The organism is Sutterella wadsworthensis (genome assembly GCF_003315195.1).
Taxonomy (GTDB): Bacteria; Pseudomonadota; Gammaproteobacteria; order Burkholderiales; family Burkholderiaceae_F; genus Sutterella; species Sutterella wadsworthensis.
In genome coordinates this window covers 26845-40264 of sequence record NZ_QNRV01000027.1, presented here as the reverse complement: position 1 = coordinate 40264, position 13420 = coordinate 26845, and the positions used below count along the sequence as shown (strand labels likewise).

Sequence of the window (13420 nt, the reverse complement as noted above, 5' to 3'; positions counted from 1 at the left end):
GGCAAGGTGATCCCGGGGCTCTGGGCTGCGGGTGAAGTGACGGGCGTCACGCACGGCACAAACCGTCTGGGCGGCAATGCCTACACGGACATCATTGTGTTCGGCCGAATCGCCGGCAAGGCTGCAGCTGAAGCTGCGAAGTAATGTCCCAATCTGCATCGATTCTATCGATGCAGATAAAAATCACTCCGTTCACGACGGCCTGCGACCTTTACTAAGTCGCGGGCCGTCAGCGTTATCCGATACACTCGACAGTCCTACAATGGCTCATTCTATGGATTCCCCTCTGTGCTTTCTTCCCCAAATGGCCAGTGACAAAGCAATAAAAACCAGACAGTCCATCCTCGATGCAGCGAAAGCCATCATCATTGAGGAAGGTATTGGTGCGCTCACAATGGAGCGTGCGGCAACTAAAGCCGGCATCAGCAAAGGCGCCTGCATGTACCACTTCAAGAGCAAGCGGGCACTGCAAGCAGCGCTGGTCGAAGAGTACGCGGCACACCTTTCCTCAGAACTCGCTCGGCACGAAGCGCTTTTTGACGGACCTCCCGAGGAAACGCTCGTTCCGGGCTTCATCGAATGGTTCCGCAGCTTTGATCATGACAACCACGGCTGGTCAACAGTCGGGCTCGCTATCCATTCCAATTTCGTGCACGACGAAGAACTCATGCGTCCTGTAAAACTCTGGTACGAGAGACTGCATGCTCGAATTGCGGCCTTACCCGAAGATGTTCGAACACCAGCGCTCGTGGCCATCATGGCTATCGAGGGATTCTTTTATTCGCATAAATTCGAAGTTGATCTCGTTTCACCTAAGCTGAAAATTCAGGCCTGGCATTTCATACTCGAAAATCTCGTTCACAACCACGCAGCCGCTCAAACCAAACATTGATTGGAATGGGTATTTTTCAGCAAGCTGTATGAGCAGCGCCTTTTTCTTCACCGTCGTGACACAACCAAAAGAATAAGGAAGTACCCTGCGCCGATAATCGACGCCAACGTACCTGCTGGGATCTGTGCGGGAGCAATCAGCACCTGACCGAGCCAATCAGCCCAGGAAACGAGTGCAGCCCCTAAAAGCGCTGCCGTGCAGAGTTCCGTTTTTACCGTTCGTGCACCAATCATGACGGCCATGTGCGGCGCTACAAGTCCCACAAAGGCTACAGGCCCCATGGCAGCAGTAGCTGAGGCACAAAGGAGCGCACAAAGCGTGAGCAGCCCCAGCGCAGAACGCGTGAGCGACAGCCCGCGGGACTGCGCAAAGTCTCGGCTGATGGAGAGCAGCGTCATGCTTCTCGAAGCGGCAAAAGCAATGCTGATAAGCACGAGAACGGCCCCCAAGAGCATTGCGGCCGCAAGAGGGGTGGTGCGGTAGGTTGAGCCTGAAAGCCACTGGAGAATAAAGTAGTTTTCCATGGTTCCGCGCGAAAGGGCGAGTGTGACGGCGGAATCCAGAAAAGCCGAGATTGCAATACCCATCAGGACGACGACGTCAGGCGAAAAACGAGACGATTTTGAGAGGCCAAGCAGCACCAAGAGCACCGCAAAGCTGCCCCCGGCAGCCGTCAGCGACCCCAGAGATCCCACGGCGCCGCCAAAATAAAGTGCACTCACGACCATCGCGAAAGCTGCGCCGGACGACACGCCAAGAATGTCCGGACTGGCGAGCGGATTGCGAATCAGACGCTGCAAAATAACGCCCGCGGCCGCTAAGCCGGCACCGGCTGCAACGGCAGTAATAAACCGAGGAATACGCAGGAGCAGTTCAAACTTATCTGCCAGTGCAAATGTCCATATGCCCTCTCGATTAATGAACGTAAAGTTGAGGACGATGAGAAGCAGCATTGCTGCGGCAAGCATGATGAGCCCAGGAATGGAGAGCTTCTTAAGCGACGACTGCACCATGCCGGATACCTGACCGGGCTGCGCACCGCCGCGCGCGAGCGCAGAGAGGCTTTTCCGGGCAATCCAGATGAAGATCGGTGTTCCGATAATGGCTGACACGACGCCGGTGGGCACGATGTTGCCGGTAAGCGAGGTGAGTCCCTGAGCCGCTGCGTCGGTGGCGCAGAGGAGTGCCGCCCCAATCAGCATGCTTGCAAAGAGCTGAGTGCGCGGATTGACGAACCCGACTCTTCTCGCGATGTTGGGCGCAATGAGTCCTGTGAAATTGATAACCCCGGCCGCTGCAATAAAGGCCGATGAGAGCCAGATGCCCAGTGCCGCCAACACACCGAAGACGGGCACGATGGGCAAGCCTCGAGCCCGAGCACCTTCATCTCCGAGCGAAATGAGCGCGAGTGCGCGCGGCGCAAAAATCAATAAAAGAATCACCGCCGGAACCGTCTGCGGCAAAAGCGCAGTGATGCCGCCCCAGCCGTTTTGCGCGAGGTCGCCAGCCCCCCAGAGGAAGACATTTTCAACAAACTGAGCACGCAGCAGCACAACCGCCGTCGCAATGGCCCCAAAAAGAAGGTTCACAACCATGCCGGCGATAATCAGCGCGACCCCCGTCATGCCGCGCGGACCGGCAATAAGCAGGATGAGTCCGAAGGCGGCGAGCGCTCCAGCAAAAGCCCCCAATGAAAGCCATGCGCCGGCCGCCGCGGGAAAGAAGGCGGAAATCAATACAACTGCAAGCCAGCCGCCCGATGACGTACCCAGCGTCAAGGGAGAAGTCATGGGATTTTGAGTGAGCTGCTGCAGGAGGCTCCCCACCAAACCGAGCAGTGCGCCGCCAATGGCCGCAGCGGCAAATCGCGGAAGCGTTCCAAAAGCAAAGTAGTATGCGTCAAAACTCTCTGCTGACGCCGGATCGAAGATGAGATTGACGCGGTCAGTCCAGGAAAGCGCATTGTCTAACGTAAAGGTGCAGAGAATGGAAAGACCCAGCGCAGCCGCCGCAGCAATGAGTGCACCTATGGAGAAAGTCTTCATTTTGAAGTTCCCTCCTGCTCCGTTCTGCCGGCATAAGAAGGAGCCAGCGTCAAAAGTGCTTCGGTAACGCGTTTTGCAGTGGTCAGAATCGAGGGCGCTCCGCCATGGCTCCAGTAGGGTTCCGCAGGTGCCACATGATGTTTGCGGGCAAATGGTGTGGCACACCATAGGATGGAATTCATCACCTTGGCTTCTTGAGCGAAAGGACGGATGTAGATGACATAGGCATCCGTTAAATTTTTGAGGTCGCGAATCCTCACCTGCGTGAGGCCATAGGCGCTTGCAGGCCGAGTGAGCGGCTGCGCCATTCCCATGCGCCGCACAACCCAGTCCGCAATAGAGTTAGGCGTATAAACAAAAAGCGTTGTGAGACTGGAAAAGCGGATAACTTGAATTTGAGGAGCAAAACCAAAAGCTTTGCGGATGGCGTCGCCATAAGCGTCAATTTGCGCAAACCATCGAGCAATTTCAGCTTCAGCAACGGCTTCGCGCTGAAAGAGTTTTGCTAATTCCCGGAACTGCTTGAGAGCCGTCTCAGCTTCATTTTCAGGCGCATCGGCGCGGTAGTTGCTAAAGAGCAGTACCGGCGCAATGGTGGCAAGCACCGGCATCAGATCGAGCTGAGTGGGACCGATGAGAATAACGTCGGGTTTAAGTTTGGCAATGCGTTCAAGATTGGGCTCGGCTCGGGTACCGAGATCCTCAATACCGGCAGGCAGCGCGGGCTCACGCACCCAGGTGTCCCAGCTGGAGATGTCGCAGGCGCCCGCAGGTTTGACGCCAAGACCAACCAAGTTTTCCAACAGATCCCATTGAAGCACGGCAGGACGCTGCGGGATGGTTTGAAAGACGTGCTCGCCCAAGTCATCGCGAATGGTGATGCCCGAGACTGCAGCCAACTTTTCATTCGAAGCAAAGTTCGGCAGCGACGCAGCGCCGAGCGAGCCGGCCGCGAAGTGCTTCAGCACTCCTCGGCGGCTTAAGCGTATGGAGAATGGAGGATGAAGGTTCATTCGCACACCACGGCAACATCAAGCGGGAGCTGCTTCTTGCCGCCGGTATAGGCTGCCGGCGGATCCGGATGCAGCATGAGTTTGACCGGCGCCTCAAAAAGTGTTCTGAGATTTTCTTCACTATGAAGGAGTTCAGCCCCGCCTGAGAAGAGAACCTTCCCCTCCTTCAAAGCCACGATATGTGTAGCAAACCGCAGTGCCAGATTGATATCGTGAATGATCGCAATAACGCCTCGCCCCGTTTCACGATTAAGGCGCTCCAGAAGCGCCAGTGTCCCGTATTGGTGACGAACGTCCAGCGCGGAAGTCGGTTCGTCGAGAATCATTACGGGCGAAGCTTGTGCGAGAAGCATCGATATCCACACGCGCTGCCGTTCGCCCCCGGAAAGATCGTCGACATAGCTTTGTGCATAGTGCGCCGTGCCGGTAGCTGCGAGTGCCTCATCAACAGCTGCCTCATCTTCAGCGCGCCATCGGCCAAAAAGCCCGCGCCAAGGGAAGCGTCCCAGACGCACGAGTTCACGGCAAGTCAGGCCTTCCGAGGCCGGAAGTTTTTGCGGCAAAAAAGCTGCTCTCTGAGCGCGCTCTCGTTCTGAAAGCGTAAAGAGGTCGCCCCCTTCGAGTTTCGTCGTCCCGGCATCGGGCTTAACCAGTCCGGAAATGATCGATGCTAAGGTCGATTTCCCCGAACCGTTGTGACCCAAAATGAGTGTGAGCTCATGCGTCGGAATTTCGAGATGGTCGATCGAAAGAATCGTTCGATCATTGCGAACCATGCGGATGCCGTTTAATTCGTACATGGCGAGGACGTTTGAAAAATGATGCTTGTGAATGCGTTCAACCGTCCGGTGCCGAATAGGCGGTGCCGGACGGTTGAATGTGATAGATCGTTTGAATGAATATTCAAACGAGAATCAAGGATTTACCAAGCGTAAGTCAAAGTCGCACGAGCAACTCGCCCTTCGCCGTAATAAGCAGTGCCATAGTCGGCAGCCTGAACATATTCCTTGTCAGCGATATTGGTGATCGTGCCTTGAATTCTCCAGTGCTTATCGAAGACATAACTCACAGCAGCATCCCAAAGCGTGACATCAGGCACTTGTTCGTTCACGTAATGACCGACGGAACTGCCGATGTACCGAACCCCAGCACCCAGCGTCAGCCCGGAAAGACCAAGATCGGCAAAGTTGTAGGAGACCCACCCCGATGCCATGTGCTTAGGCGTCATGACAGTGCGGACTTCATCATCACCATCCGTCTTATCCAGATACGTGTAGCTCACGTCAAATGTCAGATGTTTGAAAACGGAGGCACGCGCCTGAACCTCAATACCGTTTGCCTTCTGAACGCTCACCGGCGTCCAGGCTGGTGCTCCGTTCACCAGACTCGGCGTCATGGCGTTGTCCTGCTTGAGATTGAAGAACGCAATGTTCACAAAGCCATCAAGCCAATTCGGCGTCAACTTAAGGCCATACTCGATTTGCTTGGTATTCGTGGGCTCGGTAAGTCCGTAAAGATATTTATTATCAAACCCAGCATATGCCAAAGAAGCATTGGCAAAGAATGCTTCTGAATAATTCACATACGGCGAGATGCCATAGTCATTCAAAAGCATGATCCCGGCATTCCATGAAAAATGCGTATCATCAAGCTGATCCTTGGTGATGATAATACGGGAATCATCCGAACCAGAATCGATGCTGACCTTATCCCAACGTGCGCCGACTTTCAAAAGCAGGAATTCGTTGACAATCGTTTGAGCCTGTCCATAGATGCCGAACTGCCACTTATTGCGCCAATAGTCTGCAAGCTCATAGGCAGAGGCATCCCCCGGCGTAAAGATAGAGGGATTAAAGGGATCAACAGTACCCCAGTTCAGCCCTGACGGCGTGTTGGCACCCCAAGAATTCTTGAACCATTGATAATCGAAACCCAATTGGAACAGATTATCAAATAACCCTGATGTATTCGTGTACGTCAGGTTATTGTCGAAAGTTACGGCTTTTTCAATGCCGTCGTTGATCAGCACATTCCTCGGCAGCATGGGTTGGGGATTCAAAGTGGGAAAATAATCCCCCGAACCATAAACGGATGCGACGTTCAGATACATATCCGTATAAGAAAAATTCGCGCTCTGCTTGTACTTCAAGTTGTCGTTGAACTCATGCGAAAGTTCCCAGCCGAAATTCACCTGATCCTTGTCCAGATCATCAGTGGGAAGTGCATAGCTGGTACTCGGAGAAATATATTGACCATTGCGGGCATGAAGAGTACCCATGGTCGGGAAGAAAGCGCTGTTGGGCTTGCCCTTCTCCTTCAGGTAGTTCGCCAAGAACGTCAGACTGGTTCTGTCGCTCACATCAATCGTGAAGCTCGGCGCAAGATAGACGCGGTGCTTATCAACGCCGTCAAGGAACGAATCCTCTCGATTGACCATCGCTACGATGCGATAACGCTTCGTCCCGTCTTCAGTAGCGTTATCTGCAAAATCAAAGCCGCCCTGAACATACTTGTTAGAGCCGCCGGAAATCGAAACGCTGTGCTGCGGCGTTTTGGTCGGTTTCTTGGTCACGAGATTAACGACGCCGCCCGGCTGCGAATCACCAAAAAGGGAGGAAGACGGTCCCTGAATAATTTCAACGGATTCCAACCCAAAGGGTTCAACAGAAGTCTGGAAGAAGCCTTCGGAGAACTGACGATGACCATCAATGAGGGTCGTCACACTGAAGCCGCGCATTTTCATCCAGTCGGTGTCATAGTCCGCGCCGTACTGACTGAAAAATCCCGGCGTATAGCGCATAGAGTCATCCAGCTTGCGGATATTCCCTTCTTCAAGCGTCTTACTGCTGATGACCGATACGGACTGCGGCGTTTCCTGCGTAGAGATATCAATCTTCAGCGCCTGAGCCGTCACGCCGACGCCGTCAATCGTTTGATAGTCATCTGCGGCAGCTGTGGTCTGAGACAGCGAGAGCGTCCCCAAGCCGGAAAACACCAGAGACAATGCAATGGCTAAGCGCTTGCGTGCGGGGCGCTTTGTGGAAATGCAAGAGAGTGGTTTGCGAGTATTCATTGCGAATCTTATTGCAAATGCAACTAAAAATGAGAATAGTTCGCAGTATAAGTACTGGTAAAACCACCTAAAATGTATACTTAGATATGCAGGCTTATTTGTTGTTTTTTAGTCAAAATCTCGACAGGCAAGCTCCCCAAACGGCGTACTGACGGACGCCTCTGGACTTCATAATCGTTTGTCAAATCAGGCAACCGACCGCATGCTCATAGGCTTATGAGACATCAGAGCCGCCTAATTGGGTCCTCCGGATAACCATGCTTGGACCGCGGGAGACACACAAAGCATTGCATACCTCCCCGCAGGCCTGTCGTGCGAGAGGCAAACGGAAGCCGCTCACTGATTTCAAGCGCCGGACTTCAGATGCAGCGCCCAAGCTAATGACGCTCAAGCAGGTTTTGCTTTTAATGCTGCCCAAGCGTGCAGTCTGCCAATGACAGTGAAGAAGGCTAACCATGCATCTTAGATGACGGGCGTATTCCGTCCTGCAAAAGAACCTGCGGAACCGCCCCTTCGTTTTTGTTCAATAGTGCTTCGCCTCGCGGCAAACTCAGGCGCTTTAACGCACGATGCGAGGCGGCTTGGCGAGTTTAGCCATGGACGATCCGTCGCTGTAGGGGTCCGCCGACTCCCCGTCGGCAGCCTCATAAGGCGTATCGTCATCGTCCTCCTCCGAAACGATCTTGTCGGCAAGCCGCAGGAATGGCGGAACGAGCGAAGCGGAACCATCGTCCTCCATGCTTTCAAGCTCGGCCTCTGAGGGTTCATGAACATCCAAAACCTTGACGGCAAACTGCAGTCCGACGCCGGAGAGCGGATGATTGGCTTCCAGAACGGCCATGCCGTCGGCCATATCCGTCACGCGCCAGGAGCGGCCGTCGGGCGCTTCGCCGGGCACTTCGTCCACGAGCTCTCCCACTTCCAGACGTTCGGGATGCGCAAAGTTCTCCACGGGTATGCACCGAATCGCATCGGCATCGTATTCGCCAAAAGCTTCTTCAGGTTCGAGATGAATGGTGAAGCCCTCGCCGGCGAAATGCCCTTCGAGCGCTTTTTCCAGACGCGGAAAAATATCGCCTTCGCCATGAAGATAAACCATGCCTTCGGGCGGGGTCTCTTCAAGCGTTCGGCCCGTCATATCAGCCATCACGAGGGAGATCGTTACCAGCATGCCCTTGCGGATTGCATCAGCCATTGCGTTTGTCTCTCAAATAGAAAATATCTAGTGCAGTGCGCTATTTTGCCGCACCTGCCTTCATTGGGGTGGTTATTCGTTTCGGCAGACCGTTTGATGCGTGCCGTGGAAAAGTTCGGCCGCATCATCGGCCCTGGGCCATGCCAGGCCCTCTGGACGCCCCGGCAGACAGAGGCATGCAAGCAGAAAGAGGATATTGATCCCGGCTGCAGAGAGCAGCAGTGCCCAGGCGCCCGAAAGCCCAAAATCGTGCGCTCTTCTTGCACAAAGCACGGTTACGCCGATGCTCCAGAGGCCCGCTGCCCAGCCGTAGATCTTGGCAATCACCAAAATCGCACTGTCGGAAATCCATGCCGCGTCAGCTATCGGATCCATCAAGGCATAAGCGGCAGCAGCCGCAAGCAGCCAGCCGACAAGCCCAATTGCGAATCCCCTGCGGTCAATCCGCACCTGCGGATTAAAGAGCGTCAGAACGACGCTGCCGAGCAATGCCAAGAGGCGCAGCCCCATACCTGCAGAAGGATCATTCCATGCCGCATTATTCGAGCAATTCGGCTGAATAGACTCTGTCGACATGAGTGCAATTCCCCGAAGCGCCTGATGCGTTAAAGCATCATGATGCGGCGCTTCCAAATTTCAAACTCCTCTTGAGTGAGAAGCGAGCGCTCAACCATCTTTTGGAGTTTGACAACGGTTTGAGCCTTGACTTGTACCTGCAGTGATACCGGCATCACTGCAAGATCTTCAGCAGTACGGCGGTAAAGCACGCCGGCGGGCGAATGATCAAGAGCCGCCGGCGAATTCGGAACCTCCGGCACTGTCGGCTGAGCGCCGCTCTCGAGTGCACTTTTTCGGCGTGCCGCAGCCAGTTCGGCCTCCGTATGGAGACCGACGGCATTGAGGCACTTAATGAAAAAGTTCATCTCGAAACCGAATCAGCGAAGCTGCTCCGCCAACAGGCTGAGAATGTTCGGCGCAACGCCAGTCTTGTCTTCGCCGCCCTCGGCATCCTGAACCGTGAGGCGGGTCTTGGCGCCTTCATCACCCAAGTGCAGACGATAGGTGGGCGCTTCAATCGCTTCGTCAGAACCGAAGACATTGGCAAAGAAGCCGCGGGATTCCTTCACCTTGGCTTCATAGGCAGGATCCAGATAACGGACGAGATACCAGCCAGCCGTGCGGTCACGGTCGACGAGCTCAAAGCCCATGCGGTCGATCACCAGACCGAGGCGGCGCCAAGCCTGATCAAACCCTTCGTCAAGCACCACTGCGGCAGCCTTGCCGTCGCTGCCGTTTTCAATGGCTGCCTTAGGGGCAACAGGCTTGATTTCCAGATCCTTGGCGATCTGCTGCGCGTTAGCTTCCTGCTCTTGACCGGAGGCCTCGGGATTAAATTCGGCATCAATGCGAAGCGCAAGGCGCTGGAGCATTTCTGCTTCCATCGTCGGGTCCGTAGGACCAGGCTGCCAGACGCTGCTCTCATTGTCGCGGCCGGTCATGACTTCAACCATCGAACGGTGCGAGATATAGATATCGGTCGTATCGTCGTCGTTGCGCTCCAGGCGAACGCGGTACTGATCCTGCTCACCCGTGGAGTATGCAAAGTCAATAATCTTGCCGACCGTGCGGCGAATAATGTCCTGCGGAAGCTTGGCGCGGTTCTCCGCCCATTCCGTTTCCATATAGCCCGTCTTCGGATTCTGCTCGCGAACGACGAGACCGACGGAAGGCCAGAAGTCCTGCACGACCGGCCAGAGTTTTTCCGGCGCCGCGTTGACGCGCAGCCAGCGATCCTGACCGTCCTTCATTACCTTAGCCGACACCGTCAGCGGCACAATTCGGCTCGATGCAGCCGAAGGATCCTGACCTGACGCAGCCTGAGCACGCTGAGCTTCGGCATTGGCGCTCACCACACCGTTGCGCGACGGCACGGCAAAGCGATTGTCATTTTGGATCGGCGTCAGATCCGGCGGAACCTCAAGGTTCGCGCGCGAGTTGGAGGACTCGTACTGAACCTTCTCGTCATTGAAATCGATTCCGAGAAAGGTGCAGCCGGAAAGGGAGGCAATCGCCGCGCAGGCGGCAGCGAGTCGAAACGCGCGCAAGGACATTTACTCTATGTTTCCGCAAAGTGAATCGGACCCGACAAGGTGTTGCCTCAGGCGCCCGTCACAATCGGGCGCCGTCGGAAGCTACTGATGTGTTGAAATCAGACGGCTTCGCCTGCGGGTTGAAAAAAGATCTGCTGATTCTATCAAAGGCCGGCCCGCGCAAACGCTTGCCAAGCATTTGAATGAGTTGACAGCGCCAACGGCATGCTCTCGAAATGTTTCAGACAATTCACCGCGCGCCGAGCCGCAGGGCCAGCACTTCAGCATCTCCGGGCTTGAGCCAGACAATACGCTCCAGTCCAAGCTCGTCGGCGTTGAGCCCTTCCTCATAGGCGCAAATGCGCGCTTCCTGTGGCGCAAGGCGCAGGAGCTCACCGGGCTGCAGGACGTGCTCAGGACTGCGCGGGCGTCCCCAAATGGCGGTATTCACGGTCGTGAAGGTTTCCATGAGGAATAAGCCGCCCGACTTGAGCGAGCGCCAGTAATGGGAAAAATGCGCCCGATAAAGATAGTTGGTCACAATAATGGCGTCGAACGCTTCCTCGGCATAGGGCCAGGGCTCAGCTTCCAAATCTCTGCATTCCAGAGTGAGGCCGGGCGTGCCGACGAGCGGTTCGAGATGCGTAACATCTGCGTCCACCGCGGTGACGTCAAAACCGCGCAGGAGGCAGAGACTCGTATGCCGCCCCTCTCCGCAGGCCACATCGAGCACTTTTGCATGGGGCGGCAGTTCATCAATAAACCGAAGCACCCATGCCGACGGCAGCGCCATACAGTTTTTAGGATTGCGACAGATCGTCATTTTCAACGTGCCCCCACAAAAAAATCACAAAACCAGGTTAATGATCCATTGGCCGAACATCAGGAAAGGACGCACGAAAAACGACAGACCTCCGCCCACCATCAGCACCAGAAGAATCATGAAGCCGTAGGGTTCAATCTTGTCGAAGGCCATTCCTGCCTGACGGGGCAGCAGCCCCCGCACAATTCGGCCGCCGTCCAAAGGCGGAATCGGGATGAGGTTGAAGGCCATCAGCATCAGATTCACGGAAATGCCCGCGGCACAAACAGAAATCACGAATTTGTCGTAAAACCCAACGGCAGCGAGCGCCTTGAGCAAGAGTGCCCAGAAAATCATCTGCAAGAGATTGGAGAGCGGTCCGGCCGCTGCCGTGATCGTCATGGCCTTGAGCGGATTGCGGAAATACCGCGGATTAATCGGCACGGGCTTTGCCCAGCCAAACAGCAGTCCGCCGCCCCCTGTAAGCGCGCTCATGAGCAGGAGCGCACCGGGCACCGCAATGGTGCCGATGGGATCAATGTGCGGAATCGGATTGATCGTCACGCGGCCGAGCATCGTGGCGGTCGGATCCCCCAACCGTCCTGCCGCCCAGCCATGAGCAGATTCATGAAGCGTGATCGCAAAGATCAGCGGGATTGCGTAGACGCAGATGGTCTGAATGGCGTGGTAAAACGAATCCATGGTGTCCTGAGAGAATAATTTTTCAGATCAGCATCTTAGAGCACGTGTTCAGACATGCTTCTCAAATCAAACAATTTGATGCGATCAAAACGCATCGTTGACGCATTTCGCCGCGGCCGCCTCCCCTTCATCGAGCTTTGGCACGACACCTGCTGACGCAGCTTCACCATCTGCCAAAGCATCAATAGCCTGCATGCGCGCTCCCATACGGCGGCTTTTAACCGACATTTGTTCGAGGGAACTCTGTGCTTCGCGGAACTTCTTTTCAACCGTTTCAAACTGCCGAGAGAAGACCGCAAAGTCTGTCTTCACTTCCGCGAGGATCTTCCAGACCTCGCTCGAGCGCTTTTCCATGGCAAGCGTCATGAATCCCATTAAGAGACTGTTGAGCAGCGCGGCAATCACCGTGGGGCCTGCGGGCGTAATGCGGAATTCCCGCTGCAGACGTTCAAACAGCCCGGGCGTACGAAGCACTTCGGCGTAAAGTCCTTCGGACGGCAAAAACATCACCGCAAATTCTGTCGTGACCGGCGGCCGCACATATTTCTCGCGAATCGACTTGGCCTGCTTAAGCACCGCTCTTTCAAGCCCCTTACGGGCCTCTGCGGCAGCTGAAGCATTCCCTTCGCGCTCGGCATTTTCCAAAAGCTCCCAATCTTCCAACGGGAATTTGGAATCGATCGGCAGCCAGCAAGGCGCATCATCCGCACGTCCGGGCAGTCGCACAGCAAAGTCAACCGCTTCGGCGGATTTGGGATCGAGCCGCGCCTGAGCAGCGTATTGAGCGGGGGTCAGGATTTCCGAAAGGATGGCCGCAAGGCGCACCTCGCCGAAGGTGCCTCGCGTCTTCACGTTGGCCAGCACATTTTGCAGGCGCGAAACGCTCTGAGCCATGCGGCGCATTTCACCGAGCCCCGACTGTACAAGACCGAGCTTTTCATCCACCATGCGAAAACTCGCCGAGAGCCGCTCTGAGAGGGTTCGGTCCAGCTTTTCTTCCACGGTTGCGCGCATGGCCTCGAGCTTCTGTGCATTTTCTGCGCGCACCTTTTCAAGCGAGGCATCCACCGTGCCCCGCACTTCAGCGAGCGCAGCCGAAAGCTTCGCCCCGAGCGCCTCCTGAGCGCCCGCATTGGTCTGGAGCACCTTGGCAAAACGCTCGTCCACCATGCTTTGCAGCGAAAGAAATTCTTTGGCCAAAGTTTCATTCATGCGCGCCAAATCACCGCGCGCAGACGCCGCAAACCGCTCCACGGACTCTGACGACCGTTTCTGTTCGGTCGTTGAGTAGGTAATCAAACTCGAGAGCCCGGCAGAAAGTCTGGCATCGGTCTTTGCCACGGTCCCTTCAATTTCCCGCTTAGCACCCGCCACGCCTTCGAGGAGCGCATCGCACAGGTCGTCATCTTCTGCGCCGCGGCGGTGTCGATCTGAAAGCACCAGATAAATCAGCAGAGCGAGCAGACCGACGGTAAGCGCAAGCAGACCAAAGAGTGCGAGCAAAAGCGTGTGTTCCGTGGGCATGAAAAAGTCACTCAAACGACGAAAAGCAGAAAAACCGAGCCATCAGCCTTCAGCGGGCTGAAGACCCAAACCAAGCCAAATGAG

13 protein-coding genes are annotated in these 13420 nt (G+C 55.5%); 2 read left to right on the top strand and 11 right to left on the bottom strand.

Annotation, left to right across the window (positions count from 1 at the left end):
* On the top strand, window positions 1-144 hold a 144-nt coding region (locus DES29_RS09975), incomplete at its 5' end, for an FAD-binding protein (RefSeq protein ID WP_113854824.1).
* A 160-nt stretch (window positions 145-304) separates the two neighbouring features.
* On the top strand, window positions 305-892 hold the full coding sequence (locus DES29_RS09970) for a TetR/AcrR family transcriptional regulator (protein WP_005432021.1): 588 nt from the start codon (window positions 305-307) through the stop codon (window positions 890-892).
* Between the two features lie 47 nt (window positions 893-939).
* On the opposite strand, the gene fhuB is transcribed toward DES29_RS09970, so the two are convergent.
* The 11 genes from fhuB to DES29_RS09915 form a co-directional block, all read right to left on the bottom strand.
* Window positions 940-2937, bottom strand: a complete 1998-nt coding sequence (gene fhuB / locus DES29_RS09965; protein WP_113854823.1) for a Fe(3+)-hydroxamate ABC transporter permease FhuB — start codon at window positions 2935-2937, stop codon at window positions 940-942.
* Complete coding sequence (locus DES29_RS09960; protein ID WP_021995682.1) at window positions 2934-3950, bottom strand: ABC transporter substrate-binding protein; 1017 nt, start codon at window positions 3948-3950, stop codon at window positions 2934-2936. Before DES29_RS09960 ends, fhuB begins: the two co-directional genes overlap by 4 nt.
* A complete protein-coding gene (locus tag DES29_RS09955; RefSeq protein WP_021995683.1) occupies window positions 3947-4750 on the bottom strand; it encodes an ABC transporter ATP-binding protein in 804 nt (267 codons plus the stop codon). Before DES29_RS09955 ends, DES29_RS09960 begins: the two co-directional genes overlap by 4 nt.
* A 122-nt stretch (window positions 4751-4872) precedes the next feature.
* Window positions 4873-7023 (bottom strand): TonB-dependent siderophore receptor, encoded by a 2151-nt coding sequence (locus DES29_RS09950; protein ID WP_113854822.1) that lies wholly within the window; start codon window positions 7021-7023, stop codon window positions 4873-4875.
* Between the two features lie 559 nt (window positions 7024-7582).
* Entirely contained in the window at window positions 7583-8218 is a 636-nt protein-coding gene (locus DES29_RS09945) for an FKBP-type peptidyl-prolyl cis-trans isomerase (protein ID WP_021995685.1), read from the bottom strand.
* A 72-nt stretch (window positions 8219-8290) separates the two neighbouring features.
* Window positions 8291-8794, bottom strand: a complete 504-nt coding sequence (locus DES29_RS09940) for a DUF805 domain-containing protein (protein WP_236578896.1) — start codon at window positions 8792-8794, stop codon at window positions 8291-8293.
* 29 nt (window positions 8795-8823) lie between these two features.
* Window positions 8824-9141 carry a hypothetical protein gene (locus DES29_RS09935; RefSeq protein WP_021995687.1) on the bottom strand — a complete coding sequence of 106 codons (318 nt, stop codon included), beginning with the start codon at window positions 9139-9141 and terminating at the stop codon, window positions 8824-8826.
* Between the two features lie 12 nt (window positions 9142-9153).
* Window positions 9154-10329 (bottom strand): NlpB/DapX family lipoprotein, encoded by a 1176-nt coding sequence (gene bamC, locus DES29_RS09930; RefSeq protein WP_016474918.1) that lies wholly within the window; start codon window positions 10327-10329, stop codon window positions 9154-9156.
* 229 nt (window positions 10330-10558) lie between these two features.
* Complete coding sequence (locus tag DES29_RS09925; RefSeq protein WP_021995688.1) at window positions 10559-11131, bottom strand: class I SAM-dependent methyltransferase; 573 nt, start codon at window positions 11129-11131, stop codon at window positions 10559-10561.
* Between the two features lie 24 nt (window positions 11132-11155).
* Window positions 11156-11812 (bottom strand): site-2 protease family protein, encoded by a 657-nt coding sequence (locus tag DES29_RS09920; protein ID WP_005432004.1) that lies wholly within the window; start codon window positions 11810-11812, stop codon window positions 11156-11158.
* An 84-nt stretch (window positions 11813-11896) separates the two neighbouring features.
* Window positions 11897-13336, bottom strand: coding sequence for a DNA recombination protein RmuC (locus tag DES29_RS09915; protein WP_046446380.1), 1440 nt, complete (start codon window positions 13334-13336; stop codon window positions 11897-11899).
* Window positions 13337-13420: the final 84 nt, after the last annotated feature.